The 25,772-nt window shown below is 71.0% G+C and carries 24 protein-coding genes; 13 read left to right on the top strand and 11 right to left on the bottom strand.

What is annotated here, in order from left to right; translation table 11 throughout:
* Nucleotides 1–8: 8 nt before the first annotated feature.
* The 4 genes from ACEYYH_RS15855 to ACEYYH_RS15870 all read right to left on the bottom strand — a co-directional run bounded on the left by ACEYYH_RS15855 (nucleotide 9) and on the right by ACEYYH_RS15870 (nucleotide 4,450).
* On the bottom strand, nucleotides 9–1,709 hold the full coding sequence (locus tag ACEYYH_RS15855) for an ABC1 kinase family protein (RefSeq protein ID WP_374975286.1): 1,701 nt from the start codon (nucleotides 1,707–1,709) through the stop codon (nucleotides 9–11).
* Between the two features lie 121 nt (nucleotides 1,710–1,830).
* Nucleotides 1,831–2,391, bottom strand: coding sequence for a PadR family transcriptional regulator (locus ACEYYH_RS15860; RefSeq protein WP_374975287.1), 561 nt, complete (start codon nucleotides 2,389–2,391; stop codon nucleotides 1,831–1,833).
* A 122-nt stretch (nucleotides 2,392–2,513) separates the two neighbouring features.
* Nucleotides 2,514–3,008 carry a DUF427 domain-containing protein gene (locus tag ACEYYH_RS15865; RefSeq protein ID WP_374975288.1) on the bottom strand — a complete coding sequence of 165 codons (495 nt, stop codon included), beginning with the start codon at nucleotides 3,006–3,008 and terminating at the stop codon, nucleotides 2,514–2,516.
* 23 nt (nucleotides 3,009–3,031) lie between these two features.
* Nucleotides 3,032–4,450 carry a dihydrolipoyl dehydrogenase family protein gene (locus ACEYYH_RS15870; RefSeq protein ID WP_374975289.1) on the bottom strand — a complete coding sequence of 473 codons (1,419 nt, stop codon included), beginning with the start codon at nucleotides 4,448–4,450 and terminating at the stop codon, nucleotides 3,032–3,034.
* Nucleotides 4,451–4,602: 152 nt separating this feature from the next.
* On the opposite strand from ACEYYH_RS15870, the gene ACEYYH_RS15875 reads away from it, so the two are divergent.
* The 5 genes from ACEYYH_RS15875 (at nucleotide 4,603) to ACEYYH_RS15895 (ending at nucleotide 9,252) form a co-directional block, all read left to right on the top strand.
* Nucleotides 4,603–5,430 carry an ABC transporter ATP-binding protein gene (locus ACEYYH_RS15875; protein WP_374975290.1) on the top strand — a complete coding sequence of 276 codons (828 nt, stop codon included), beginning with the start codon at nucleotides 4,603–4,605 and terminating at the stop codon, nucleotides 5,428–5,430.
* Nucleotides 5,427–6,101 (top strand): ABC transporter permease, encoded by a 675-nt coding sequence (locus ACEYYH_RS15880; RefSeq protein WP_374975291.1) that lies wholly within the window; start codon nucleotides 5,427–5,429, stop codon nucleotides 6,099–6,101. Before ACEYYH_RS15875 ends, ACEYYH_RS15880 begins: the two co-directional genes overlap by 4 nt.
* Nucleotides 6,098–6,823, top strand: coding sequence for an ABC transporter permease (locus ACEYYH_RS15885; protein WP_374978244.1), 726 nt, complete (start codon nucleotides 6,098–6,100; stop codon nucleotides 6,821–6,823). Before ACEYYH_RS15880 ends, ACEYYH_RS15885 begins: the two co-directional genes overlap by 4 nt.
* A gap of 28 nt (nucleotides 6,824–6,851) precedes the next feature.
* Nucleotides 6,852–7,766 carry a glycine betaine ABC transporter substrate-binding protein gene (locus ACEYYH_RS15890; protein ID WP_374975292.1) on the top strand — a complete coding sequence of 305 codons (915 nt, stop codon included), beginning with the start codon at nucleotides 6,852–6,854 and terminating at the stop codon, nucleotides 7,764–7,766.
* A 607-nt stretch (nucleotides 7,767–8,373) separates the two neighbouring features.
* Entirely contained in the window at nucleotides 8,374–9,252 is an 879-nt protein-coding gene (locus tag ACEYYH_RS15895) for a hypothetical protein (RefSeq protein WP_374975293.1), read from the top strand.
* Nucleotides 9,253–9,288: 36 nt separating this feature from the next.
* Here ACEYYH_RS15895 and ACEYYH_RS15900 read toward each other — a convergent pair whose 3' ends face one another.
* Nucleotides 9,289–9,690, bottom strand: coding sequence for a DUF3054 domain-containing protein (locus ACEYYH_RS15900; protein WP_374975294.1), 402 nt, complete (start codon nucleotides 9,688–9,690; stop codon nucleotides 9,289–9,291).
* Nucleotides 9,687–10,430, bottom strand: a complete 744-nt coding sequence (locus ACEYYH_RS15905) for a sulfurtransferase (protein WP_374975295.1) — start codon at nucleotides 10,428–10,430, stop codon at nucleotides 9,687–9,689. The genes ACEYYH_RS15900 and ACEYYH_RS15905 overlap by 4 nt, the downstream gene beginning before the upstream one ends.
* Nucleotides 10,431–10,567: 137 nt before the next feature.
* Between ACEYYH_RS15905 and ACEYYH_RS15910 the strand changes: the two genes are divergently transcribed.
* The gene (locus tag ACEYYH_RS15910; RefSeq protein WP_374975296.1) at nucleotides 10,568–10,783 is read left to right on the top strand and encodes a hypothetical protein; all 216 of its coding nucleotides are present in this window, start codon (nucleotides 10,568–10,570) and stop codon (nucleotides 10,781–10,783) included.
* Between the two features lie 72 nt (nucleotides 10,784–10,855).
* Here the strand turns inward: ACEYYH_RS15910 and ACEYYH_RS15915 are convergent, their stop codons facing one another.
* Complete coding sequence (locus ACEYYH_RS15915) at nucleotides 10,856–12,271, bottom strand: amidase (protein WP_374975297.1); 1,416 nt, start codon at nucleotides 12,269–12,271, stop codon at nucleotides 10,856–10,858.
* Between the two features lie 327 nt (nucleotides 12,272–12,598).
* On the opposite strand from ACEYYH_RS15915, the gene ACEYYH_RS15920 reads away from it, so the two are divergent.
* Together ACEYYH_RS15920 and ACEYYH_RS15925 are read left to right on the top strand one after the other, a co-directional pair.
* Entirely contained in the window at nucleotides 12,599–12,970 is a 372-nt protein-coding gene (locus tag ACEYYH_RS15920; protein WP_374975298.1) for a hypothetical protein, read from the top strand.
* A 59-nt stretch (nucleotides 12,971–13,029) separates the two neighbouring features.
* Complete coding sequence (locus ACEYYH_RS15925) at nucleotides 13,030–13,638, top strand: ArsR family transcriptional regulator (RefSeq protein WP_374975299.1); 609 nt, start codon at nucleotides 13,030–13,032, stop codon at nucleotides 13,636–13,638.
* Nucleotides 13,639–13,646: 8 nt separating this feature from the next.
* On the opposite strand, the gene fdhD is transcribed toward ACEYYH_RS15925, so the two are convergent.
* Both fdhD and moaA read right to left on the bottom strand, forming a co-directional pair.
* Entirely contained in the window at nucleotides 13,647–14,522 is an 876-nt protein-coding gene (fdhD, locus tag ACEYYH_RS15930) for a formate dehydrogenase accessory sulfurtransferase FdhD (RefSeq protein WP_374975300.1), read from the bottom strand.
* Between the two features lies 1 nt (nucleotide 14,523).
* Complete coding sequence (gene moaA, locus ACEYYH_RS15935; RefSeq protein WP_374978245.1) at nucleotides 14,524–15,588, bottom strand: GTP 3',8-cyclase MoaA; 1,065 nt, start codon at nucleotides 15,586–15,588, stop codon at nucleotides 14,524–14,526.
* A 260-nt stretch (nucleotides 15,589–15,848) separates the two neighbouring features.
* Between moaA and ACEYYH_RS15940 the strand changes: the two genes are divergently transcribed.
* Together ACEYYH_RS15940 and cydB are read left to right on the top strand one after the other, a co-directional pair.
* A complete protein-coding gene (locus tag ACEYYH_RS15940; protein ID WP_374975301.1) occupies nucleotides 15,849–17,294 on the top strand; it encodes a cytochrome ubiquinol oxidase subunit I in 1,446 nt (481 codons plus the stop codon).
* 18 nt (nucleotides 17,295–17,312) lie between these two features.
* Nucleotides 17,313–18,347 carry a cytochrome d ubiquinol oxidase subunit II gene (gene cydB, locus ACEYYH_RS15945; protein ID WP_374975302.1) on the top strand — a complete coding sequence of 345 codons (1,035 nt, stop codon included), beginning with the start codon at nucleotides 17,313–17,315 and terminating at the stop codon, nucleotides 18,345–18,347.
* A gap of 49 nt (nucleotides 18,348–18,396) precedes the next feature.
* Here the strand turns inward: cydB and ACEYYH_RS15950 are convergent, their stop codons facing one another.
* Nucleotides 18,397–19,686 carry an alpha/beta hydrolase gene (locus ACEYYH_RS15950; protein ID WP_374975303.1) on the bottom strand — a complete coding sequence of 430 codons (1,290 nt, stop codon included), beginning with the start codon at nucleotides 19,684–19,686 and terminating at the stop codon, nucleotides 18,397–18,399.
* Between the two features lie 96 nt (nucleotides 19,687–19,782).
* Here ACEYYH_RS15950 and cydD point away from each other — a divergent pair, with 96 nt between their 5' ends.
* Genes cydD through ACEYYH_RS15965 form a run of 3 tightly spaced genes read left to right on the top strand, consistent with a single transcriptional unit; the run spans nucleotide 19,783 to nucleotide 24,131 of the window.
* Nucleotides 19,783–21,483, top strand: a complete 1,701-nt coding sequence (gene cydD / locus ACEYYH_RS15955; protein WP_374975304.1) for a thiol reductant ABC exporter subunit CydD — start codon at nucleotides 19,783–19,785, stop codon at nucleotides 21,481–21,483.
* Entirely contained in the window at nucleotides 21,480–23,177 is a 1,698-nt protein-coding gene (cydC, locus tag ACEYYH_RS15960; RefSeq protein ID WP_374975305.1) for a thiol reductant ABC exporter subunit CydC, read from the top strand. The genes cydD and cydC overlap by 4 nt, the downstream gene beginning before the upstream one ends.
* 9 nt (nucleotides 23,178–23,186) lie before the next feature.
* The gene (locus ACEYYH_RS15965) at nucleotides 23,187–24,131 is read left to right on the top strand and encodes a capsular polysaccharide synthesis protein (RefSeq protein WP_374975306.1); all 945 of its coding nucleotides are present in this window, start codon (nucleotides 23,187–23,189) and stop codon (nucleotides 24,129–24,131) included.
* Nucleotides 24,132–24,140: 9 nt separating this feature from the next.
* Here ACEYYH_RS15965 and ACEYYH_RS15970 read toward each other — a convergent pair whose 3' ends face one another.
* Complete coding sequence (locus tag ACEYYH_RS15970; RefSeq protein ID WP_374975307.1) at nucleotides 24,141–25,721, bottom strand: SDR family oxidoreductase; 1,581 nt, start codon at nucleotides 25,719–25,721, stop codon at nucleotides 24,141–24,143.
* Nucleotides 25,722–25,772: the final 51 nt, after the last annotated feature.

A 25,772-nucleotide genomic window follows, 5' to 3' on the forward strand; every position in this document is an offset into this window, starting at 1 on the left:
AACTGACCTCAGTCGTGCGGCCCGCGCCGGCCGGAGAAGCCCGCGAACAGCGCGTAGAGCAGCGGCACGAGCGAGCCGACCATCAGCGCGGTGCCGATCGTCAGGTCTTCCGCTCGCAGCACGGCCCCGCTGATGAGGAGTCCGGCGAACAGCACGGCGGCCACGACGCGCCGGATCAGGCGCTCGAGCCGGCGCAGCCAGCGGTCGAGCTTCGGCACGTCGGCGACGAGGCGCCCGTCCTCGATGCGCGTCACCATGTCGTCGAGGCGGCGCGGCAGCCGAGCCATGACGCCGGCGGTGGACACCGCCTCCTGCGCGATCGCCTTCGCCGCGTTGCCCCGCTCGTCGCGCAGCAGGCGGGCGGCGTAGGGCTCGACAGCGTCCCACACGTTGAACGCGGGATCGAGCGAGCTGCACATGCCGCTGGTGAGCGAGACCGCGCGGATGATCAGCAGGAAGTTCTCGGGCAGCTGGAACGGCAGCGACCTCATCACGTCGCCGAACTCCTTGGCGAACTGGCGGAACTCCCGCGGATCGACCTCCTGCAGCTCTGCGAACCCCATGCCGCCGAAGCGGGCGAACAGCGCCGTCATGGCCCGCTCGAGTTCGACCGTGTCGGCCGACGGGAGGAGCACGCCGACGGCCCGGATGCTGTCGATCATCTGCGCGCTGTTGCGTGAGGCGACCGCGATCATGAGCTGCTGCAGGTTGTGGCGCAGCTGGTCCGGGACCTCGCCCATCATCCCGAAATCGATGAAGGTGAGGGTCCACGGGTGCCGGGTGTCGCCGGCAGCCCGCGTCACCGGCGTCACGAAGATGTTCCCCGGGTGGGGATCGGCGTGGAAGAATCCGCGCAGGAACAGCTGGTCGAACATCACGTTCGCGAACTCGACCGCAACCTCGGCCGGGTCGATCCCCGCCGCTCGCAGCCCGTCGACGTCGTTGATCTTGATCGCGGTGACGTCGGCGAGCGTCAGCACGCGGCGCGTCGTGCGCTCCCACGCGATCTCGGGAACCGTCACGCGCGGGTCGCCCGCGAAATCCGTGGCGAACCGCTCCGCGTTCTGCGCCTCGTGCAGGTAGTCGATCTCCTGGCGGCTGGTGTGCGCGAACTCGTCGACGAGCGCGGGCAGGTCGACATGATCGCGCACGACCCGGACGCGGGTGAGCCAGCCGGCCACGCGGCGCAGCGCCGCCAGGTCGACGTCGACGATCTCCTCGATCCCGGGCCGCTGCACCTTGACGACGACGTCGGCGAACCCGGTCTCGGCGGCGTCGGCCGGCGTCAGGCGCGCGCGATGCGCCTGGCCGAGGGATGCTGCGGCCACAGGTGTCTCAACGACCCATTCGAACGCGCGGCCGAGGGGGACGCCGAGCTCGGCCTCGGCCAGCGTGCGGATGGCGGGGAAGGCGACGGGCGGGACCTCGTCCTGGAGGCCCTCCAGTTCCTTGGTGATCTCGGGCGGCAGCACATCGAGCCGCGACGAGAGGAACTGACCCACCTTGATCATGAGCCCGCCGTACTGGACGGCGAGCACATGGAACCGCCGGGCGATGGTCTGGAGGCGCTTGGTGCGCCCGCGCGCGGCGAGCGCGCCGAAGCCGAACCGCGGCAGGACGAGCTCGTACCACCACGCCTGCACGATGTACCGGCCGGCGAAGCGCAGGATCCGGCGGTAGCGGGCGCGCGGGTTCCCGACGTCGGCCATCGAAGCTCCTCGGACGGTGCTGTTCAGCGGTTAGGGGTGCCTGCGGTCCCGGTCGCCCGGGATTGCGTGCCCCGCCGAACCCGCGGACTCGAGCCGACGCCGTCTGCCGGCACGCCGGCCGTCAGTCCTGAGCCAGGATCGAGTAGAGCTTACGCCGCGCGTCGTCGAGCACTTCGACGGCCTTCGCCACCTGCTCGGGCGTGCCGCTGCGACCGACTGTCGCGGCCGCCTGCGCGAGCTTCGCGCCGGCCTTCGGGAGCGCTGTGGCACGGCCAGAGTCGCGCGACCCGGCCGATTCCCACGGCGCCGACTGCCCCTCGGCGGCCGCCGCCGCCGCACGACCGGCCTCGGTGAGCGAATAGGTCTTCTTGCCGTTCGATTCCTCGGCGGCGACGAGGCCCTCGTCGGCGAGCATCTGCAGCGTCGGGTAGACCGAGCCGGGGCTCGGCTTCCACGCGCCGTCGCTGCGCTCCTCGATCTCCTGGATGATCTGGTACCCGTGCATGGGCTTCTCGGCGAGGATCGCGAGCACCGCGGCTCGCACATCACCCTTCGCGACGCGCGGTGAGAAGCTGCGCTCGAATGTGTCTTTCAACTGGTCCATCGCGTCCCAGAAGCTGCTCGGAAGCCCCGAGCCCTGCCCTGATGGACGCGAACCGAATCCCTGGAACGAACCGCTCATGACGACCTCCTGAACGAGCGTGTGCCGACACCCTGACGATACCTACCGATATATCGGTGAACAAGGGTCGGACCTGAGCGTTCGCTGTGCAGCTCGCGGACGGATGCTGCGGCATCCCTCGCTCACCAGCCGAGCGAACCCGGTTCTCCCTTGAACGGACCGACGACGTCAGGGGTGATCCACCCGCCGTAGAAGCGCCCGGGCTGGGGCACGACGTCGATGCCGTCGAGCGTGCAGCCGTCCATCTCCCGGGCGTACACCGCGACGCGCCCTGCGAGCGCCTCGAAGCCTGCGGACGGACGCGGGTACGTCCACGCCGCGCGAGGGCGCACCTGGTCTCCTCCGTGCACGTCGAAGTAGATGGCACCGCCTTTGAATTCGCAGTGCGACGACCCTTCGCCGGGCGTGAGCGCCCCCTGGCCGAATGCCTGGATCGGCAGGTAGTAGACCGGCGGATGGCTCGTCTCGAGAACGCGGACGACGTCATCGGTGTCGACGATGACCTCACCGCCCAGGCGGATCCGCGCCCTGCGCACGACCCGCTCGAGACGCGGGGGGCGGGGGTAGTCCCACACCGACTCCTGCCCGGGGCCGACCGGCATCGGCTCAGGTCGCATGGCGGTCTCCTCCACTGCGCATGTCAGCGCCCGTACTCCTCGAGCCACCGCAGCCATACCTCGCTGATCGTCGGATACGGCGGCACCGCGTGCCACAGGCGCTCGATGGGCACCTCGCCGACGATCGCGATCGTGGCGGCGTGCAGCATCTCACCCACGTCCTGGCCGACGAACGTCGCACCGACGAGTACCCGGCGATCCTCGTCGACGATCGCCCGGGCTCGCCCCTGGTAGTCGTCGGCGACCTCGCTGGCGCCCGCGATCCAGTAGAGGTCGTAATCGATGACACGGATGCTGAGTCCCGCCTCGCGGGCCGACTTCTCGGTGTGCCCGACCGCCGCGACCTCGGGATCGGTGAAGACCACCTGCGGCACCGCCGAGTGATCCGCCGTCGCGACGTGTCTGCCCCAGGGGGCGTCGTCGACCTGGGCGGCCTTCGCCCGTGCGGCGATGACGTCGCCCGCGGCGCGGCCCTGGTACTTGCCCTGATGGGTGAGCAGCGCACGGTGGTTCACGTCGCCGACGGCGTACAGCCAGTCCACACCGCGCACGCGGAGCGTGTCGTCGACGTCGAGCCATGAGCCGGGCTCGAGCCCGACCACCTCCAGCCCGAGATCCTCGGTCCGCGGCACCCGACCCGTCGCGACCAGCACTTCGGCGGCCCGCACTTCGGAGCCGTCCGACAGCGCCACCACGACCTCGCCGTCGTCGTCGCGCGACACCCGCTCGACGTCGATGCCGGTGCGGACGGTGGCTCCGGCATCCGTCAGTGCCTTCTCGACGGCCTCGCCGGCGAAGGCCTCGACGCCTCGCAGCAGACCGGAGCGGGCGATGAGGGTCACGCGGGAACCGAACGACGTGTACAGCGTCGCCATCTCAGTGCCGACGGTGCCGCCGCCGAGCACCGCCAGCGACGACGGGACGTCGTGCACGCCGGTCGCCTCGCGGCTCGTCCACGGCTGCACCTCGTGCAGCCCCGGGATGTCGGGCAGGAGCGCCGCCGAACCGGTGGACACCACGACCGCGTGGCGGGCGACGAGCTCGGTCTCGCCGCCGTCGGCACCGGTGACGGTGACCTCGCGCTCGCCCGTCAGGCGCCCGTGGCCGCGGACGAGATCGATGCCCGCACCCTGGAGCCATTCGACCTGCGACGTGTCGTCCCAGTTGTGCACGAGCTCGTCGCGGCGCACCAGGGTTCGGGCCACGTCGACGCTCCCGGTCACCGCCTCGGCGGCCCCCTTCACCCGGCGCGCGGCCTGCACTGCGGCGCCCGCGCGCAGCATGGCCTTCGACGGGATGCACGCCCAGTACGAGCACTCGCCCCCGACGAGCTCGCTCTCGACCACGACGACCGACAGGCCGCCCTGGGTCGCCCGGTCGGCGACGTTCTCGCCGACAGGTCCGCCGCCGATCACGATGAGGTCGTACTCCCGCGCAGTCATGCGCCCCACCGTAGCGGCGTGCGGTGACACCGGTGTAGCGGTTGCCCGCGACGCTCGCAGACGGAAGGATGGCGCACGTCACGACGTCTGTCCAGACTTGCCGCCATGTCCGCGGCCTGTGGTTATCTGGGAACCCCGGCCGAAAGGGCAGCATGGCGATCGAATTCCGTGGGGTCTCGAAGCGTTATCCCGACGGCACGGCCGCCGTGGAGGACTTCAGCGTGCTCATCCCCGCCCACAAGACGACGGTGCTCGTCGGCTCGTCGGGAAGCGGGAAGACGACGCTGCTGCGCATGATCAACCGGCTGGTCGATCCGACGGCAGGGGTCATCACGATCGACGACGAGCCGATCTCGGAACGCGACCCGGTGACGCTGCGCCGGGGCATCGGCTACGTGCTGCAGAACGCCGGCCTGCTCCCCCACTTCTCCGTGGTCGACAACATCGCCACGGTCCCGATGCTGAACGGCGTCGCGAAGGGGAAGGCGCGGGAGCGGGCGCTCGAACTCATGGACGTCGTCGGCCTCGAACGGGGACTCGCCAAGCGCTACCCGAGTCAGCTGTCGGGCGGCCAGCAGCAGCGCGTCGGGGTCGCCCGCGCCCTCGCGGTCGACCCCAACATCCTGCTGATGGACGAGCCGTTCGGCGCGGTCGACCCCATCGTGCGCCGCGAACTTCAGACAGAGACGCTGCGGCTGCAGGAAGAGCTCGACAAGACGATCGTCTTCGTCACGCACGACACCGACGAGGCGTTCCTGCTCGGCGACCAGGTGGTGATCCTCGAGAAGGGCGCCCGCGTCGCGCAGATCGGCAGCCCGAGCGAGATCATCGAGAACCCGGCGAGCGACTTCGTCGCGGACTTCATCGGGGTCGAGCGCGGCTCGCGCGCGCTGCGGGCCAAGCGCACCGCCCACGGCACGGTGCTCGTCGATGCCGCCGGCCGCACGCAGGGGGTGCTCGTGGAGGGGGACGAGCCGTGAACTGGGTCGCCGACAATCTCGATCTCATCTGGGCGCTCACGCTCGATCATCTGCGGCAGAGCGCCATCGCGATCGTCGCGGGCTTCGTGCTGTCGGTGCCCCTCGGCTGGCTCGCCTTCCGGTACACGGCGCTCCGCGGCACCGTGCTCACCGTGATCGGGCTGCTGTACACGATCCCGTCGTTCGCGCTCTTCGCCGTGCTCACCACACTGTTCGGCATCCCCTACCTGTCCGAGCTGAACCTCGTCGTCGCGCTCACGATCTACGCCGTCGCGATCATGACCCGATCCGTCACCGACGGGCTGGCGTCCGTCGATCCCGCCACGCGATCCGCCGCGGTCGCGGTCGGCTTCGGCGCATGGCGGCGGTTCTGGACGGTGGACTTCCCGCTGGCAGGACCGGTGATCCTGGCAGGGTTGCGGGTGACCGCGATGTCGACGATCTCGCTCGCCACGGTCGGCACGCTGATCGGCGTGCAGAACCTCGGCTATCTCTTCACGAACGGCTCTCAGCGCCGCATCATCGCCGAAGTGCTCGCGGGCGTCGTCGCCGTCGTGATCATCGCAGTGGTCGTCGATGCCCTGCTCGTGCTGGCGGGCCGTGCCCTCCTGCCGTGGACGCGACGCGTGAGCGCGCCGCGGCCCTCTCGACTTCGGGCGGTGACGGCATGAACCTCCTGGCCGAGGCCTTCGCGTGGATCTTCTCGCCCGCGCGCCTGACGGGCACACTGCCGCTGCCGACCGCGATCGCGCAGCACCTCGCCTTCACGTTCGGCTCCGTGGCGATCGCCGCGGTGATCGCGATCCCGATCGGCTGGCTGATCGGCCACACCGGGCGTGGTCGCGAGGTCGCCGTGTTCCTGTCAGGCGCGGCGCGCGCGCTGCCCGCTCTCGGCCTCGTCGTGCTCCTCGTCATGCTCTTCGGCGTGAACCTCAAGACGGAGGCCGCGGTGACGGTGTTCGTCATCCTGGCGATCCCGTCGATCCTGGCCGGCGCGTACGCCGGGGTCGAGTCGATCGACCGGACGGTGATCGACGCGGGCCGCGCGATGGGAATGACCGAATGGCAGATCCTGTTCCGGATCGAGATGCCCCTCGGCCTGTCGCTTCTCATCGGCGGACTCCGCTCCGCGACGCTGCAGGTGGTCGCGACCGTGACCATCGCCGCCTACGTCGGGCTGGGCGGTCTCGGCTTCTACATCATCCAAGGCCTCGGCACCCGCGATTTCGTCCAGATCCTCGGGGCCTCCATCGTCATCGTCGCGCTGGCCCTCGCGCTCGACGCGCTCTTCGCCCTGCTGGGCCGCTTCGCCGTGCCTCGCACGGCCGCTCGTCGCCCTCGCTCCCGCGGCGGCATCCCCGTGCTCGTCCGCGCCCCACAGTTCTCCCGCTGATCCCCACCACCACATCGGAGGTATGACAATGTCCACAGCACGAACCCGGCTCGCCGTCGCCCTCGCCGGCACCGCCGTCGCGGCGCTGGCTCTCGCAGGCTGCGCCTCGAGCGACCCGCTCACCGGCGACAGCACCGACAGCGGCGACACCGCCGACTCGTCGACCATCGTCATCGGCTCGCAGGCCTACTACTCGAACGAGATCATCGCCGAGATCTACGCGCAGGCGCTCGAGGGCGCCGGCTTCACCGTCGAGCGCAACTTCAACATCGGACAACGCGACGCGTACATCCCGTCACTCGAGGACGGCTCGGTCGACCTGTTCCCCGAGTACACCGGCAACCTGCTGCAGTACTTCGAGCCCGACACGACCGCAACCACACCGGAGGACGTCTATGCGGCCCTCGGGGATGCGCTGCCCGACGGGCTGACGGTCCTCGACCAGTCGCCCGCCACCGATCAGGACTCCTACAACGTCACGGCCACGTTCGCCGAGGAGAACGGGCTCACGTCGATCGCCGACCTCGCGGGCATCGACGGCCTCGTCCTCGGCGGCCCGCCGGAGCTCGAAGACCGCCCCTACGGGCCGACCGGCCTTGAAGAGATCTACGGCGTATCGGTCACCTTCAATCCGACCGCCGACACGACGGTCGACGAGCTGGTGGCCGGCAACATCCAGGTCGCGAACGTCTACAGCGCCGATCCGCGCATCGAGACCGACAAGCTGGTGACGCTCGAAGACCCCGAGGGCCTCTTCCTGGCGTCGAACGTCGTCCCGCTGGTGAACGCCGACATCGCGGACGAGATCGCCGACGTGATCAACGCGGTCAGCGCGGCGCTGACCCCGGCAGGCCTGGTCGCGCTCAACGTCGAATCGACGGTGGATCAGCGCTCGTCGGAGGACATCGCCAAGGACTGGCTCGCGGCCAACGACCTGAGCTGACCTGCCATCCGGCACCGCCGCTCACAGCGCCTCCTCCGCCGCCCGCTCGGGCGGCGGAGGAGGCGCTGCCGCCTTGACCGGCCCGCTAGGTTGGGCACCGAGGAGACCGAGAACAGGAGCCTCATGTCCGATCCCCTGACTCCCGGCGCGCAGAGCGAGCCGGCCGCCGCGGAAGCATCCGACCCCGTGACGCATGACGACGCTCCCGCTGCACGGCCCTACAGCACGCCCGATCTCGGCGCACCGCAGTACGCCGTCCCCGCCTACGCGGCTCCCGAGACCGGCGAACCGACGCCCCCGACGGGCGCCCCTGTCCACTACGCCGCACCGCAGGGTTACGCGCTGACCGGCGGCGACCCCGGAGCGGGCACCACTGGCTCCGCCTTCCCGCCGTACGGCGCGCCCCACGGCCGCGCCGGCGCCGGGCTCTCCCGTCACGCCCCGCTACGGCGGCACGCCCGGGTACCCCGGATCACTCGGCTGGTCGGCGAATCAGGCCGGCGCGGGCTTCCGACCGCCGGGTGGACCCGACGGGCGGCCCAAGACGCTCGCCATCATCGCGCTGATCCTCGCTGCCGCCGGCGTCCTCCTGGCGTTCGTCCCCTCGGTGTCGGGCTCTTTCGGCGCCGGCTGGCTGTCATTCCTGTTCCTGTTCGCGGCCTTCGTGCTCTCGATCGTGGCGCTGGCCAGCCGCGACCAGGGCGGGAAGGGCATCGGCGTCGGGGCTCTGATCACGTCCCTCCTCGGCGGGATCCTGACCGTCGTCCTCACCATCGCGTCGGTCTTCGGATCGTTCGCGTCATCGTTCGGCGGCGACGCCGAGCCGGGCGACGAGGGCGGCTACTCCTACGACGAATACTCCGTGCCCGGGATCGCCGCCCCGGGCACGGACGGGCAGCCCGATCCCGGTGTCGCGTTCGCTCCGCCGTTGCAGCCGTCGGCGACGGAGACCGCGTTCGGACACGATTACGACGACGTGTGGTGGTACGTCGTGATCGTCGACAACCCCAATGCCGACTACATCTTCGACGCCTACATGGAGGTTCGCGCCGTGACCGAAGACGGGTCGACAGTGGCCCCGTCGACTGCGTTCGCGACACTCCTCGCCGGCCAGACCGCGGTCGTCGGGTACTTCTTCGACGTGGGCGAAACGCAGATCACGAGCATCGACGTCGACCTTCCCCGGGCCACCGACGCGACGCTGTCTCCTGCCGACGAGACCGGGTCGTTCACCGTGGACGGCATCTCCCCGTCGTCGAGCGACAGCGGGGCGACAACGGCGACGGGCACGCTGAGCAGCCGGTTCGCGGAGGACCAGCAGTACGTGAGCATCACGGCGCTCGCGCGCTCCGCCGACGGCGCGATCGTCGCGGCCGCCACCAGCATGGTGGAGAGCGTTCCCGGCGACGGCACGCCCGTGCCGTTCGAGGTGTGGTTCAGCGCGCTCCCGGCCGACGCGACGCTGCAGGCGTTCGCGCACCGTTGACAGCCGCACGGATGCTGCGGCCGCCGCCTCTCCGAATCAGCGCGGCCGCACGCGTCGCACGACGGTGACGATGACGCGCCACCCCACCAGCGCGACCAGCAGTGTCAGCGATGCGACGATGATGAACGCAATCGCGGTGCCCTGACCCGATGCCCAGCGCAGCAGCATCCCACCACCGACCGTGATCGCCCAGACACCCAGTCCGGTGCGCACCGGCGCCGCAGGCGCGCGCCACGCTCGCACCACGAGCCAGCCGATGCCCAGCCCGGCAAGGAACGGCCAGGCGGTCTGCCACAGACCGGTCCAGACGTCGGAGTCGTGGCTCGCGCGGCCGATCGCGGCGAACGCGATCACCAGCACGGCATCAGCCGCGAGCGCGAGCAGCACCGCCGCGCGACCGGCGGTACGAGCGCCGGAGGCGGGCGCGGAGGCGCTCACGCGCGCACTCCCGCGCGCGGTGCGAGGCCCGGGGTCAGCGCCTCCCGCTCGTCGAACACGAAGCAGTCGCCGCTCCAGTGGTCGCCGCCCACGTGCTCGAAGTAGCCGAGGATGCCGCCGTCGAGCTGGTACGCGTCCACGCCGACCTCGCGCAGGTAGATCGCGGCCTTCTCGCAGCGGATGCCGCCGGTGCAATAGCTCACCACCGTCTTGCCCTCGAGATCGGGCGCTGCGGCGGCCGCAGCATCCGGGAACTGCGTGAATCGCTCGATGCGCCAATCGAGAGCCCCATCGAACGCGCCGTAGTCGACCTCGAACGCGTTGCGGGTGTCGAGCAGCACGACCTCGCGCCCGTCGTCGTCATGACCGCGGTCGAGCCAGCGGCGGAGTGTCGCGGGCGCCACCGCGGGTGCCCGGTTGCCCTCGGGACGGACGGTGGGGTGATCCATGCGGATGATCTCGCGCTTCACCTTGACGAGCATCTTGCCGAACGGCTGCTCCGCCGACCAGCTCTCCTGGGTCGTCAGTGCGGCGAAGCGCTCATCGCGCCGCAGCTCTTCGACGAAGCCGCGCACCGCGCCGGCGTCTCCCGCCAGGAAGAGGTTGATCCCCTCCTCGGCGAGCAGGATCGTGCCCTTCAGCCCCGCGGCGACCGCGCGCTCGCGCAGCAGCGAGCGCAGCCCGGCGGTGTCGTCGATGCGCGTGAACAGGTACGCCGAGATGTTGAGAACGGATGCCACGCCTCCAGCCTACGGAGCCTTCCCTAGTCCCTTCGCCCGGCGTGTCAAGGGCCTCGCAGCGTCATCGCGTGCCCCCGCAGGCTGGATGCACGTGCAGGGGCGCGCCGTGCGCCCCTCGATCGTCCGCAGGAGACCTCATGACCGACCCCACCGTCCCCGAACCGCTGCCGGGTCAGACCCCGCCGGGTGAGATGCCGCCGGGCTCGCCCCGGCCGGGCGGCCCTGACCCCGGTCCCGGCCCCAGCATCCCGCAGCCGCCGGACGAGCCGACCGCGCCGTGGCCCGAAGAGCCGCTGGCACCGCACCCCGAGGAGCCGTCGTTCCCACCGCCACCGGAGACCCCGCTCCCGTAGGCGGGGTGTCCAGTCGGGCCCGCACGGTGCCTCAGCCTGGCGCAGCGATGCGTGCGTGCACCAGGGGTCCCCTCAGCCGAGCGGCGGGATCGGCGGAAGAGCCGGAACCCCGGCCTCGACGATCCGGCCCGCCTCGAACAGCACCTCTTCGCCGAAGGACGCCCCGATGAGCTGGACGCCGGTGGGCAGGCCGTCGGCCCCGAGTCCGGTGGGCAGTGCGAGCGCCGGCAGCCCGAGGAAGTTGACGACGACCGTCAGCCACAGGTCGCGCCATGCGCGGTCGGCGGCGTCCTGCCCGCCGAGGTCGTAGTCCGGTTCCCGCATGCGCGAGGTCGACACCGGTCCGAGGATCACCGGCACGTCGACCAGCAGCCGTCGCCACTCCGCCACGATGGCGGCTCGGCGCGCCCACGCCTCCGCGTAGTCGCGCGCGGACTCGTACGGGCGCGCGGCCGCGGTGCTGTCGCGCAGGAACGCGGTGGCCGAACGCCCGAGCGGCTGACCGAGCGCCGCCGGGTCGAGCGAGATGAGCATGTCGGTGCACGACAGCCGCCGCCACAGGACAGCCGCCTCCTCGAGCAGCGGAGCATCGACGTCGACGACCTCCCACCCGGCACGGATGACGGATGCTGCGGCCCGGTCGATCCCACCGGCCACCTCCGCATCCACCGCCAGGCCCGCAGGATCGCGCACGACGCCGACGCGCCGCGGCACCTGGTCGGGGCGCAGTTCGGGCGCGGCGACGGACACCGGGTCGTCAGCATCCCATCCCTGCATCACCCGCAGGGCGAGCGCGACATCGTCGACCCGTCGTGCCATGGGGCCGTTCACCGAGAACTGCTGCAGTGTGAGCGCGACCGGCTGCCCCTGCACCGCCGCGCGCGGCACGCGGCCGAGCGACGGGCGGAGGCCGACGACGCCCGCGGCGTACGCGGGAAGGCGGAGCGAGCCGCCGAAGTCGTTGCCGAGACCGATGGCACTCATCCCGGTCGCCACGGCGACCGCGTCGCCGCCGCTGGATCCGCCGGCGCTGCGCTCACGGTTCCATGGGTTCATGGTGCGGCCGAACACGTCATTGTCGGTGTCCCACCGCATGCCGAAGTCGGGCATGTTGCCGCGTGCGACCGGCACGGCGCCGGCATCGCGCAGGCGGCGAACGATCGTGGCGTCTCTGGCCGGTACCGCGTCGGCGAGGCCTCGCCAGCCGTTCGTCGTGGCCGACCAGGTGAGGTCGATGTTCTCCTTCACGGAAATCGGCACGCCCGCGAGGGGTCCGGGGTCGCGACCGGCGGTGAGCGCGGCATCCACCTCCGCTGCGGCCGTCCTCGCACGGTCGGCGAACACGAGCGTGAGCGCGTTGACAGCGGGATTCACGCGCCCGATGCGGGCGAGATGTTCCTCGACCACTGCGTGTGCGCTCAGCCGCCCCTCCCGTACGGCAGCGGCGATGTCGACGGCGGAATCGGGGGGAAGCAGCGGCTGGCTCATGTCCGTCCCATCCCACCACGAGCGCCCGCCGACGTCGGCGATCGGCGCGACCAGGTAGCACTCAGCGAACGCACAGGCAATACCCCTTGCACTGACCGCGGGCGGGCGTACCTTTCTTCTCAGACCCCGCGACCGCGCGCCCGAAGCTCCACCCCTGACGGACGGCGATCGTGGATGGTGAGCGCGGAGACCGCTCCCCCAGTGGCGGCTCTCCTTGGCGCCCCGACGCTGTCCGCCCGTCCCCGCCGGCGGACAGCGCCACGTGCGGGCGCGAAATGGTGCGAATCGTGCGATGCTGCGCCACCGGGCGCCACTAGAGTCATGCCCATGGCATCAGGCAAGCAGCAGCAGAAGGCCGAACCCGAGCTCCACGGCGGCGTCCTCTCGGGTGGCGGAAGCTCCACCCTCTGGGGCTGGCTCATCGGACTCATCGTCTTCGTGTTCGTGGCAGTCCCCATCTCCATCGCGGTCCGGTTCGCGACCCACCCCGCGACGCAGTCGCTCTTCGGCGGGCGCCTGGAGGAGGCGACGAGCGGTGCCTACTCGGCGTTCTGGTGGATCGTTGCGCTGTTCCTGTTCGCGATCCCCGTGCTGGTCGGCTGGGGCGTCGCCAAGCTCTCCGGCCGCACGCTCGCGATCATCGTCGGCATCGTCGCGCTGTTCTTCATCGCGATCCTCATCTTCGGCCAGCTGTTCTGATCCGACACGGGTGATCGTGCGCGCACCCGGTCGTGGTGGCGTCCCGCGATAATGGGACCATGACGACCGGGTACAGCGCGATCTCGAGCTATTCCCGCGTCGAGATCATGCACCTCCTGCAGGAGCGCCCGCAGCGGCCGATCTCCGAGCTCGTCGAGGCGACCGGCCTGCACGCCAACACCGTGCGTGAGCACGTGCAGCGCCTCATCGACGCCGGATACGTGATCGCCGAGACCGAGCACCGCACCACGCGTGGACGCCCGCGCGTGCTCTACTCCGCGGCCACGGGCTCCGACGAGGCCTCGAGCCCCGTCGCCGTCCGCCGGGCGGAGGAGGCGGCTCGTCGCGGGGATCTGCTGCGTCGCGTGTACGGCTCGGATACGGATGCTGAGCTCGGGCCCGACGCGCTGCATCAGCTCGACGCGCTCGTCGAAGACCTCGGCGACGCCGGGTTCGATCCCCTGGTCGACGAACGCGACCTCACGGTCGATCTGACTCCGTGCCCGCACGTGCCCGCCGCCGAGCACCGGGGCGTGCTGTGCAGCGTGCACGTCGCGCTCATGGACAGCGTGCTCGCGCAAGCCGGCGGCCCGCTGCGTGTCGAGGGCATCGCGCCGTCCTGCGACCCGACGCAGTGCGTCGTGCAGCTCGCGACCGCTCGCGGCTGAACCCCGGGTCAGCGCACCGCGGCAGCCACCCGCACCCGCTCGGGGCGCGAGTAGACGTTCATCGACGACCCGCGCACGAACCCGACGAGGGTGAGCCCGGATGCCGTCGCCAGTTCCACGGCGAGCGACGACGGCGCCGACACGGCGGACAGGATCGGGATGCCGGCCATGATCGCCTTCTGCACGAGCTCGAAGCTCGCGCGGCCCGACACCTGCAGCACGGTTCCGGTCAGCGGCAGCCGGTCTTCGAGCACGGCCCAGCCGATCACCTTGTCGACGGCGTTGTGTCGCCCGACGTCTTCGCGCAGCACGAGGAGCTCGCCCGACGCGGCGTCGAACAGTGCCGCGGCGTGGAGGCCGCCCGTCTTGTCGAACACCGTCTGCCCCGCCCGCAGTACGTCGGGAAGGCCGGTGAGCAGGGTCGCGTCGACGGCCGTCGCATCCGCGCCTACGTCGTAACGCGACTGCTTCTCGATGGCCTCGATCGACGCGGTGCCGCAGACACCGCACGAACTCGTCGTGTAGAAGTTGCGCGCGATGTCCACGGCCGCGGGCGCGACATCCGGCGCCAGGGTGACGTCGAGGACGTTGTACGTGTTGTTCCCGTTCGCACTCCCGGGGGATGCACCCGTGCCGGGCCCGCCGCAGTGGATCGCGGAACGGAAGTCCCGACCCGAGCGGATCACGCCCTCGCCGGTCAGGAACCCGGCCGCGAGCTCGATGTCGTTCCCGGGGGTGCGCATCGTGACGGTGAGCGGCTCCCCCGCGACACGGATCTCCAGCGGCTCCTCCACCGCGAGGGTATCCGGCCTCCGGCGCGTGACCGCGCCCGACTCATCGAAGACGATGCGGGTGACGGGGCTGCGGGTGGTGATGCGGCCCATCTCAGCCGCCGATCGCGTTCATGCCGCGCGCGGGCTGCAGGAAGGCGGGATCGTTGATCGCATGCCCCGGCAGCTTGCCGTGCACGCAGGACCGCAGCATCCCATCGATCTGCGCGTCGTCACCACCGGTGCGGAGGATCGGCAGCAGGTCGTACTCGGTGCTCGAGAACAGGCAGTTCCGCAACTGCCCGTCCGCGGTCAGCCGCAACCGGTCGCAGTCGCCGCAGAACGGCGCCGTCACCGACGCGATCACCCCCACCGCGTGCGGGCCGCCGTCCAACACCCACCGCGCCGCGGGCGCCCCACCCCGACCGGGCACGGGCGTCAACGTCCACCGCGCCGACAGGGCGGTCAGGATCTCCTCCTGCGTCACCATCCGCGACCGCTCCCAGGTGTGCCCGGCATCCAACGGCATCTGCTCGATGAACCGCATCTGCGCGTCATGCGCGATCGCGAACTCCACCAACTCCACCAGCTCGTCCTCGTTGACATTCCGCATCGCCACCGCATTCAGCTTCAGCGGCCGCAACCCCGACGCCTGCGCTGCGGCGATCCCCGCCCGCACATCGTCCAGCCGGTCCCGGCGGGTCAGCACGTGGAACCGGTCACGACGCAGCGTGTCGATCGAGATGTTCAACCGGTGCAACCCGGCATCCACCAGCGCGGGCAGCAGCTCCGGCAGCCGGATCCCGTTCGTGGTCATCGCGACCTCCACCGGCGCCCCGTCCGGCCCGGTGATCGCCGCCAGCCGGCGCACCACCTCGACGATATCGGTGCGCAGCAGCGGCTCCCCACCGGTGAGCCGGAACGTGGTGATCCCGTCCGCCGCCGCCACCCGCGCGATCCGCACGATCTCATCCACCGTCAGGATGCTCGTCCTCGCCAACCACTCGTTGCCCTGCTCCGGCATGCAGTACGTGCACCGCAACGAACACCGATCCGTCAACGAGACCCGCAGATCCCGATGCACCCGCCCATGCATGTCCACGAGGGGAGCGCCCATCGACACGGCCGGCGCCGCGGTCGCGGGTGCGCCGCGGTCCGCGGATGCCGCGGGATGCAGCATCCGTCGCCCGATCGTGACCGGGATCGCGCTCACGAGCCCGGCTCCGATCGCTGTGCACGGCTCGCCATGTTTCCGAGGGTAGTCGCGCCGCGGACGGCAGGCGCCGCCGCAACCGCATTATTCACGGCGTTCGGGCTCGCCTCAGCCCCGGATTCCTGGGAATCTGGGTGCATCGGGCACCCGCTGGGGCTATGTCCCGTGTGGTCTGACCACATGCTACGGTGATCAGACCCAGTCCGGAACGATCGGAGAATCGCATCGTGGATCTGCTGGACCCTCTGCTGCTGGCGCGCTGGCAGTTCGGCCTCACGACGCTGTACCACTTCCTCTTCGTCCCTCTCACGCTCGGCATGGCGCTGACGGTCGCGATCTTCCAGACCGCGTGGTTCCGCACCGGCAACGTGAAGTGGCTTCATCTGACGCGGTTCTTCGGGAAGATCTTCCTGATCAACTTCGCGATGGGCGTCGTCACGGGCATCGTGCAGGAGTTCCAGTTCGGCATGAACTGGTCGTCCTACTCGCGGTTCGTCGGCGACGTCTTCGGCGCCCCGCTCGCCTTCGAGGGCCTCATGGCCTTCTTCTTCGAGGCGACGTTCATCGGCCTCTGGATCTTCGGCTGGGACAAGCTGCCCAAGGCACTGCACCTCGCGAGCATCTGGATCGCGACGATCGGCGCATGGTTCTCGGCGTACTTCATCCTCGCCGCCAACGCGTTCATGCAGAACCCGGTCGGCTTCAAGATGGCCGAGGACGGCTCCCGCGCCGAGATGACCGACTTCTTCGCGGTACTGACGAACCCCGTGGCGCTCGCGGCACTCCCCCACACCCTCTTCGCGGCGTTCATGATGACCGCGGGCGTGATCGTCTCGATCTCGGCCTGGCACCTGCTGCGCAAGCAGAACGTCGAGATGATGCGGTCGTCGCTGAAGTTCGGCCTGTGGGGCCTCATCGCCGCCTTCGCGGGCGTCGCGATCTCGGGCGATCAGCTCAGCCTCGTGATGGTGGCGACGCAGCCCATGAAGATGGCGGCCGCCGAGGCGACGTTCGACACCGTGTGCGGCGCGGACGCGTCGTTCTCGATCTTCACGCTCGGCACGCCCGACGGCACGAGCGAGCTGTTCTCGATCCGCGTTCCGTACCTGCTGTCGCTCTTGTCGACGCACTCGTTCGACGGCTGCGTCGAGGGCATCAACGACCTCAACACCCTCTACACGACGGAGATGTTCCCGCAGTTCGCCGACCAGGTCGACGGCAACTTCGCGCCGATCCTGTGGGTGACCTACTGGTCGTTCCGCTGGATGATCGGCCTCGGCAGCGTCGCGGCCCTCGTCGGGGTCGTCGGCCTCTGGCTCACACGCAAGAAGGCCAAGCGCGAGGTTCCCGCGTGGGCCTGGAAGCTCGCGATCTGGGCGTGGCCGGCATCCCTCCTCGCGATCCTCGTCGGCTGGATCTTCACCGAGATGGGCCGCCAGCCGTGGATCGTCTTCAGCCTCATGCTGACCGAAGACGGCGTCTCGCCCTCGGTGCCCGGGTGGACGGTGCTCATCTCTCTCACCGCCTTCACGCTGATCTACGCGGCGCTCGCAGTGGTCGAGTTCGGCCTCATCCTGAAGACGACCAAGAGGGGCCCGGAACCCCTTCCCGAGCCGGGAGCGCCGGACGCGCGCACCCAGGCGGTCGAAGACACCCCGACGACGGTCTACTAAGGGCTGCAGGAGCACATCATGGATCTCGCGTACCTCTGGTTCTGGATCGTCGGCTTCCTCTTCGTCGGCTACTTCGTGCTCGACGGCTTCGACTTCGGCGTCGGCATGTCGCTGCCGTTCCTCGGCAAGAACGACATCAGCCGCCGCCAGGTCATCAACACCATCGGCCCCGTGTGGGACCTCAATGAGACCTGGGTCATCGTCGCGGGCGCCTGCCTCTTCGCCGCGTTCCCGGAGTGGTACGCGACGCTCTTCAGCGGCTTCTACCTCGCGCTCCTGCTGATCCTGCTCGCGCTGATCCTCCGCGGCGTCTCGTTCGAGTACCGCCACCAGCGCGATTCGCAGCGATGGAAGAAGGGCTTCGACACGATGATCGTGGTCGGGTCCGCCGTCCCCGCCCTCCTGTGGGGCGTCGCCGTCGCCAACATCGTGCAGGGGGTGCCGCTGGATGCGGACCACGAGTTCACCGGCTCGCTGCTGACCCTCCTCAACCCGTACGGCCTGCTCGGCGGGCTCACGACCCTGCTGTTGTTCTTCACGCACGGCGTGTACTTCGTCGCGCTGAAGACCGACGGGCAGGTCGCCGCCGACGCGCGCCGGCTCGCCGGCCGCGCAGGGCTGCTCACCATCGTCGTCGCCGCGGCGTTCCTCGCGTGGACCGTCGTCATGGCGTTCTCCGAGAGTCGCGACTTCGCGATGGTCACGGCGATCCTGTCGGCCGTGGCGGCGGTGCTCCTCATCGCCTCGTGGATCTCGAACGCCCGTGGCCGCGAGGGCTGGGCCTTCGGGTTCGGCGCGTTCACGATCGTCACCGCGGTACTCGCCGTGTGGTTCGCACTGTTCCCGTTCGTCTTGCCTTCGACGGGCGACCCCGCCGGTTCGCTGACGATCGAGAACGCGTCGAGCACCGACTACACACTGACGATCATGTCGTGGGCGGCCCTCGTCTTCCTGCCGCTGGTGCTCGCCTACCAGGGCTGGACGTACTGGGTCTTCCGCAAGCGCGTCACGCGCTCCCGCATCGAGAAGGCGGCCGCGGCTGCCGCGCACTGACATGTCGGATGGCGGATGCTGCGGGCCGCAGCATCCGTCATCCCCGATGTCATTTCGCCGACAGGCCCAGAACCGGGTACATCACGGTGAACCCCTCCTGCAGTCCACCGGTCAGCGCGTCGCCGACATGACCGGCGCCGGGGACTTCGTAGTACGTGATCGTCATGCCCACGGCCTGCGCCTCGGAGGACACGTCCTTGGCGGCCTGGATGTAGGTCGGGTCCTGCGAGCCCGCGGTGAACACCGCGGTCATGCCGTCGTAGGTCCCGGAGGGGGCCGCTTTCATGATGTCGATCGGCTTCGCGGCCTCGAACGCTTCGGTGTCGCCGCCGTAGATCGTCGTGGTGACGCTGTCGGGGTCCTCCGAGCCGGGGAACGGCTCCCCCGAGATGTCGATGAGGTTCTTCCACTGATCGGGGTAGCTCGCGAGGTACTTCACGGCGCAGCCGCCGCCGTTGGAGTAGCCGGCGATGACCCAGTACCCCGGGTCCTCGATGATGTGGAGGTTCTGCTTCGCCCACGCGACCACGTCCTCGGTGATGTAGGTCTCGGCGTTCCCGTAGGCCTTCGAGTCGGCGCAGGCGGGGTCGTTGCCGCTCGGGCCGATCTGGTCGGCGACGATGACGATCGGCGCGAGGCCCTTGTTCTTCGCCGCGAAGTCGTCGAGCACCCCGCCGATGTAGCTCGGGTCGAGGTTACCGGGAAAGCCCATCATCATGATGACCAGCGGCAGCGCCGGTGCGTCCGCGACCAGCGCCGCCGGCGGCAGATAGATCCCGGCGGGCCGGGCGTCGAACCCCGACGCGGTCGCCGGGATCACCTGGGTGCCCTGCTGCCCCTTGGCGGGCATGTCGGCGGGCGGCGTGAACGTCTCGTACAGCGGACCCGCGTGGGGATCGGTGGTCGCGGTGTTGGTCGGCACGACGATCGGGTTGTCGTCTGCGACGCCGAACAGGCTTCCCAGGGTCGGGTTGAGTCCGTAGACCGCGTTGATGCCGATCGTGCCCGCGATCACGAAGACCACGATGCCGACGACCGCCGCGATCTTGCGCCACAGCGGCGAACTCCACAGGTTCGCCACCGCGACGCCGATTGCGGCGAACGTCCCCGCCGCCCACCAGAGCACGGGCGTGGGCAGCGGGTCGCTGCCGAACGCGTCGGTCGCATCGATGAGGAGCCCGATACCCAGCCCGAGAAGCGCTCCCCCGAGGAGGGCCAGCAGCGCGGTGAGCACCCACCGCGTCGTCGGCCGGCGGATGAGCAGCACCAGGAAGAACGCGATCGCGACGCCGTACACGATCCACGGCACCGGACCGTCGATGATCGGGATGCTCCACATTGCGCCTCAGCCCCCTTCGCGCGGTGCGGTGCGACACACAGTAGCGGTCTGCGCGTGGACGGCGACAGAGCGAGGGATAGGTAGGGTCGAAGTGGAATGAGTGAGACGGACGCCCCGCCTCGCGTGAACGGCAAGCCTGTCGACCCACGGCTGCTGAGGTACGCGAGCGCCTCTCGCGGTTTCTTCGTCGCCATCGCCGCGATCGCGGCGGCGCAGACCGCGGTGATCGTCGCGTTCGCGTGGCTGCTGACGCGGGCGATCACGGGAGCGATCGACCGGATGCCGTGGGCCGACCTCGCACCGACCCTCGGCGCACTCGCGATCGTGGTCGCTCTCCGCGCCGTGCTGCTCTGGGCGCGCGAAGCCGTCGCAGCCCGTGCGGCCGCGCGCGTACAAGGGCAGCTGCGCACGGGGCTCGTCGAGGCGATCGGCATGCTCGGGCCGGAGTGGCTCAGCGCACGCAACTCGGCGGCCCTCGCGGTGACCGCCGGACGCGGCCTCGACGCCCTCGAGGCATACTTCGGCCGGTACCTGCCGCAGCTCGTGCAGACCGTCGTCGCGACGCCGCTGATCCTCGCGGTGATGTGGTGGCAGGACTGGATCTCCGGGCTCACCGTACTGCTCACACTTCCTCTCATCCCCATCTTCATGGTGCTCATCGGCCAGGCCACGCGCTCGGTGCAGCACCGGCAGTGGCGCACCCTCCAGCGTCTCGCCTCGCGGTTCGCCGACACCGTGCAGGGCCTGTCGACGCTCAAGGTGTTCGGCCGGCAGCACCGGGCCGCAGCATCCATCGAACGGGTCACCGCCGAGTACCGCCGCGAGACGATGCGGGTGCTGCGGGTCTCGTTCCTGTCAGGATTCGCGCTCGAGTTCCTCGCGTCGATCGCCGTCGCCATCGTCGCGGTGTCGATCGGGTTCCGGCTCATCGACGGGACGCTGACGTTGGCCGTCGGGCTGTTCGTGCTGTTGCTCGCGCCCGAGGCGTATCTGCCGCTGCGCCAGGTCGGCGTGCAGTTCCACGCCGCGGCCGAGGGGGTCGCGGCGACCGACGACGTGTTCGACGTGCTCGATGCGGGGCAGGGCGCGGCGGTGACCCCCGCCTTTCCCCGCTCACCTGTCGCGAACGGTCGCGGCGAGCGGCAGACTGCGGCAGGTGAGCAAGCGAGGCTCGTGCTCGACGGTGTCCGCGTGCGGCGCGGAGAACGGATGCTGCCGCCCGTCGATCTGACGGCCGCGCCGGGCACCGTCACCCTCATCGAGGGACCGAGCGGGGTCGGAAAGTCCAGCCTCTTCGCCGCGCTGCGGGGCGCTGCCGCGTTCGACGGGGGCGCGTCGTGGGGCGGCACCGACCTGCGGACCCTCACGCCGTCGGAGTGGCTGGCGTGGGCGGGCCAGCGCCGAGGCCTGCTCACCGGCAGCATCGCCGACAATGTCACGCTGGGCGATGCGGCACCCGATCACGGGACCGTGCGGCGGGCGCTCGTCCTCGCCTGCGCCGATGCGCTCGACCCGGCGCAGGAGCTCGGCGTGCAGGGGGCCGGTCTCTCGGGGGGCCAGGCCCAGCGCGTCGCCGTCGCCCGGGCGTTCTACCGGCACCTGCGCGGGAACGCCCGGGTGATCGCGCTCGACGAACCCAGCTCGGCGCTCGACCCCGAGACGGAAGGCCGGCTGTGGCGCGGCATCCGCCTCCTCGCCGACGAGGGCGCGACCGTACTGCTGATCTCGCACCGCACGTCGGCGCGCACCATCGCCGACCAGGTCCTGCGGCTCGAGCCGAGCGAGGTCCTCGCATGACCGCCCCGGCGACATCCCCAGGGGCGGTGCTGCGCGGTGCGGTGCCACCAGTCCGGCGGTTCTGGTGGGCTCTGGCCTCCGGGTTCGCGTCGGAAGCCTCGGCGGTCGCGCTCCTCGCCGTCAGCGCGTGGCTGATCGTGCGCGCGAGCGAGCAGCCGCCGGTGCTGTACCTGTCGGCCGCGGTCGTCGGCGTGCGGTTCTTCGCGATCTCGCGGGCCTCGTTCCGCTACCTCGAACGGCTCACCGGCCACGACGCGGCCCTCCGCCAGCTCGCCTCGACGCGCGCCGACCTCGTTCGCCGGCTCGTCCCCCTGGCTCCGGACGGGCTGGCCCGCACCCGCCGAGGATCGGTGCTCGGGGCGCTCGTCGACGACGTCGACGAGCTGCAGAACCTCCCGCTGAGGGTCGTGCAGCCGCTCGTCTCGTCGGCACTGGTCGCGCTCGGCGCCGTCGTGCTGGTCGCGTGCGTGTGGTGGCCCGCCGCCCTGACTCTGCTCGCGTGCCTGGTGATCGCCGCCGCGATCGCCACGCTCTGGGGGTGGATGTCGGGCGCCCGCGCCGAACGTGCCATCGCGCCGCTGCGCGCCCGCCTCGCCGATGCGGTGCTCGACCACATCGGCAACCTCGACGTGCTCACGGCGTTCGGCGCCGAGGCGCAGAGCCGGGAGCGCATCACCCGCGCCGACGCCGACCTGCGCCGCGCCGTCGTCCGTCGCTCCGGAGCGCAGGCCGGCACCGCCGCCCTGGTGTCGCTCCTTGCCGGTGTCGCATCCATCGCCGCCGTCCTCGTCGCCGCACCGGGTGCGGCATCCGGCTCCCTGACCGGCCCCTCCCTCGCGGTCGCGGTGCTCGTGCCGATGGCGGTGTTCGAAGTGTTCGCGTCCGTGCCGATGGCCGCATCGGCGTGGCGCCAGGTCCGGGCGTCGGCCGAGCGCATCGCCGACTCGCTGCCGACCACACCGCCCGCTGAGCTCGCCCCCGAGACCGTCGAGCCCACCGGCGACGCCCCCGCGCTCGGCGACGGCGTCCGCCTGCGCGCGGCCAGCGTGCGGTGGCCCGGCGCCGCCGAGCCCGCGCTCCGCGACGTCGACCTCGCGATCCGCCCCGGCGAGCGCGTGCTCGTCCTGGGCTCGAGCGGCGCGGGAAAGAGCACCCTCGCGCATGCCTTGGTGCGGTTCCTCGAGACCGAGGGCGGCTACGACGTCGGCCGCCGCTCGGTGCATGACCTCTCTCCCGACGACGTGCGGCTGACGGTCGGCCTGTGCGAGCAGCATCCGATGCTCTTCGACGAGGACATCCGCCAGAACCTCCTCTTCGCGCGCGACACCGCGACCGACGCCGACCTCGAGGTCGCACTCGAACGCGTCGGCCTCGGGCCGTGGCTTCGCGAGCGCGGCGGTCTCGGCGCGCGCGTCGGCGAGCGCGGCGCCCTCGTGTCGGGCGGCCAGGCGCAGCGCATCGCGCTCGCGCGGGCGCTGCTGCGGGGCTTCCCGGTGCTGGTGCTCGACGAGCCGACGGCGGGCGTCGACCCGGAAGGCTCAGATCGCCTCCTTGCCGACCTGCTGGGCGCCGTGCGCGAGGATCAGGCCGTGGTGCTCATCTCGCACGTCGCCGTGCCCGACGGACTCGTCGACCGTGTCGTGCGCATCGAAGACGGGCGCCTGATACCGGCTCCCGAGACCACCAGCGCATAGGCTCGCATCGTGAGCGACGGCATCCCGAACCCGCTGCAGGGGCTCGAGGCGCAGTTGCGGCGTGCCGACAAGTTCCGTGATTCGGTCGACCCGGTCGCCGCGATCGCGGCCTACCGCACGTTCACTGACTTCCTGCGGCCGCGTCTGCCCGAGCTGCGCGTCGCGGCAGGGCTTGCCGAGCAGCCCGGCACCCGCCGGGACGGCCGCATCATCGCCGAGCGCGATGGCGCCCGCGTCGACCCGTCGGCGTTGAACCTCTACACGTTCTGGAACACGCCCCTCGAGACCGCGCCACCGCTCGTGCAGGCGTGCATCGCCGAGATGACGCGGCTGCACGCCGACCTCCCGACGCGGCTCACCGTGCTGGACGGCACATCCGCACGCGATCTGGTGAAGATCCCGGATGCCGTGGCCGACGCCCTCGAAGCGGATCACCCCGCCCACTTCTCCGACTTCGTGCGCATCAGCGTGCTCGACCGGCTCGGCGGCATCTGGGTCGACGCGACCTGCTGGGCGCCGGCGCCGCTGCCGGACGCGGTGGCTCCCCTCCTCTCCGCGGGGGCGCTCTACCCCCGCTGGACCCACCGCCAGATCGGCAACTGGTTCATCGCCGCCGTGCCTGCGACGCCACTGATTCGGCTGCAACGGCTCGCGCTCGAGGCGTGGTGGGAGCAGGACGGCGGCATCCCCGACTACTTCCTCTACCACCGCATCTTCGAGGTGCTCCTCGATCTCGTGCCCGAGTTCCACGGACAGTGGGATGCTGCGCCCGCGCTGTCGAGCGCCGCGAGCCACCTGCTGCAGCTCGGCATGATGCAGCCGTGGGATCCCGACCCGCTCCGCTTCGTCGCGGGCGCGTCGATCGTGCAGAAGCTCAGCTACAAGTACGACGACGTGCCACCGGGTTCGGTGCTCGAGCGACTGGTGGCGGGCGAGCCGCTCCTCGGTCGCTGACCCGCCGGGTCACGCCGACGCGGACTGGGCAGCGGCCTCCGCCGCCGCCGGGTCCTCCACCACGGCCTCCGCCGTCGCGGTGATCCGCCGCGCCATGCCCGCGAAGATGAACCCGTGGAACGGGACCACCGCGAGCCAGTACAGGCGTCCCGCGAGCCCGCGCGGGAAGAACACGGCGCGCTGGTCGTAGCGTGAGCCGCCGCGGTCGCCGTCGGGCGATGCCTGCAGCTCGAGCCACGCGAGACCCGGCACCTTCATCTCGGCGCGGAGGCGCAGCATCCGTCCCGGCTCCAGCGCTTCCACGCGCCAGAAGTCGAGCGCGTCGCCGACCGCGAGCCGGTCGCGGCTGCGCCGCCCGCGGGCGAGCCCGATGCCCCCGACGAGGCGGTCCATCCACCCGCGCACGGCCCACAGCAGAGGCGACGAGTACCAGCCGTTCTCGCCGCCGATCCCGATGATCACGCCCCACAGCGCCGTCGGCGACGCCGGCGTGTGCGCGCTGCGTACGTCGGTGAACACCACGCGCCCGGCCCAGTCGGGATCGTTCGGCAGCGGGTCGCTGGGAGCGCCCAGCACCTCGGCATCCTGCCAGCTCGTCTCGATCGCGTCGGCCTCGACGCGGCCGAGCGCCAGCCGCACCGCCGTCCGATACGGCGTGAGGCCCCCGTCGGGCGGCGGGATCAGGTCGTCGACCGCGTGGTCCTTGACGATGCACTCGTTCTGCAGCGACTCGACCAGCGGGCGCGCGATCGAGCGCGGGATCGGCGTCACCAGGTTCACCCAGTGCGAGGCGAGCCGGGGCGTCAGCACCGGCAGCGCCGCGATCGGCCGCTGCCTGAGCCCCGCCTCGACCGCGTAGCCGTTCATCATCTGGCCGTACCGCAGCACGTCGGGTCCGCCGATGTCGACGGCCCGGTTCACCTCGGCAGGCAGCCGCGCGGCGCCCAGCAGGTAGTGCAGCACGTCGCGGACGGCGATCGGCTGGATGCGGTTGCGCACCCACTTCGGCGCCGGCATGTACGGCAGCACCTCGGTGAGGTGGCGCACCATCTCGAACGACGCCGACCCCGATCCGATCACGACGCCCGCCTGCAGCACGATGGTCGGCACGCCGCTCTGCAGGAACGTCTCGCCGACCTCGACCCGCGACCGCAGGTGGGGCGACAGCGTCACGCCGTCAGGGTGCAGTCCGCCGAGATAGACGATGCGACCCACGGATGCTGCGGCCGCCGCCTTCGCGACGGTCTCCGCCGCGCGACGATCCGCGTCGGCGAACGTCGCGCCACCCGACATCGAGTGCACGAGGTAGTAGAGCACGTCGACATCACGCACCGCGTCGGAGACGGATGCGGCGTCCGTGGCGTCTCCGCCGACGATCTCGACGCGGTCGCCCCACGGGAGCGCCGCCGCCCGCGCCGGGTCGCGCGCCAGTACGCGCACCTCGTACCCGGCGCCCAGCAGCCGCGGCACCAGGCGGCCGCCGATGTACCCCGTGGCCCCCAGCACGAGGGCGCGCGGCGCGGAGCCGTCCGCGCGGGGCAGGGCGGTCAATGCCGGCTCGCGGCCGGTCGGCGCCGAGACGTCGTCCACGTTCGCAGACTACGGGAGCTCTCCCGCGACCCCAACGGCTTGACGTCGGAT

Origin of the sequence: Microbacterium trichothecenolyticum (assembly GCF_041938625.1) — a bacterium.
In the GTDB taxonomy this organism is placed as follows: Bacteria; Actinomycetota; Actinomycetes; order Actinomycetales; family Microbacteriaceae; genus Microbacterium; species Microbacterium trichothecenolyticum_D.

Coding starts and splice junctions, on each gene's coding strand:
- ACEYYH_RS15855 (WP_374975286.1), bottom strand. CDS start 1,709: ATGGCCGACGTCGGGAACCCGCGCGCCCGCTACCGCCGGATCCTGCGC.
- ACEYYH_RS15860 (WP_374975287.1), bottom strand. CDS start 2,391: ATGAGCGGTTCGTTCCAGGGATTCGGTTCGCGTCCATCAGGGCAGGGC.
- ACEYYH_RS15865 (WP_374975288.1), bottom strand. CDS start 3,008: ATGCGACCTGAGCCGATGCCGGTCGGCCCCGGGCAGGAGTCGGTGTGG.
- ACEYYH_RS15870 (WP_374975289.1), bottom strand. CDS start 4,450: ATGACTGCGCGGGAGTACGACCTCATCGTGATCGGCGGCGGACCTGTC.
- ACEYYH_RS15875 (WP_374975290.1), top strand. CDS start 4,603: ATGGCGATCGAATTCCGTGGGGTCTCGAAGCGTTATCCCGACGGCACG.
- ACEYYH_RS15885 (WP_374978244.1), top strand. CDS start 6,098: ATGAACCTCCTGGCCGAGGCCTTCGCGTGGATCTTCTCGCCCGCGCGC.
- ACEYYH_RS15890 (WP_374975292.1), top strand. CDS start 6,852: ATGTCCACAGCACGAACCCGGCTCGCCGTCGCCCTCGCCGGCACCGCC.
- ACEYYH_RS15910 (WP_374975296.1), top strand. CDS start 10,568: ATGACCGACCCCACCGTCCCCGAACCGCTGCCGGGTCAGACCCCGCCG.
- ACEYYH_RS15915 (WP_374975297.1), bottom strand. CDS start 12,271: ATGAGCCAGCCGCTGCTTCCCCCCGATTCCGCCGTCGACATCGCCGCT.
- ACEYYH_RS15920 (WP_374975298.1), top strand. CDS start 12,599: ATGGCATCAGGCAAGCAGCAGCAGAAGGCCGAACCCGAGCTCCACGGC.
- ACEYYH_RS15925 (WP_374975299.1), top strand. CDS start 13,030: ATGACGACCGGGTACAGCGCGATCTCGAGCTATTCCCGCGTCGAGATC.
- fdhD (WP_374975300.1), bottom strand. CDS start 14,522: ATGGGCCGCATCACCACCCGCAGCCCCGTCACCCGCATCGTCTTCGAT.
- moaA (WP_374978245.1), bottom strand. CDS start 15,588: ATGCTGCATCCCGCGGCATCCGCGGACCGCGGCGCACCCGCGACCGCG.
- cydB (WP_374975302.1), top strand. CDS start 17,313: ATGGATCTCGCGTACCTCTGGTTCTGGATCGTCGGCTTCCTCTTCGTC.
- ACEYYH_RS15950 (WP_374975303.1), bottom strand. CDS start 19,686: ATGTGGAGCATCCCGATCATCGACGGTCCGGTGCCGTGGATCGTGTAC.
- cydD (WP_374975304.1), top strand. CDS start 19,783: ATGAGTGAGACGGACGCCCCGCCTCGCGTGAACGGCAAGCCTGTCGAC.
- cydC (WP_374975305.1), top strand. CDS start 21,480: ATGACCGCCCCGGCGACATCCCCAGGGGCGGTGCTGCGCGGTGCGGTG.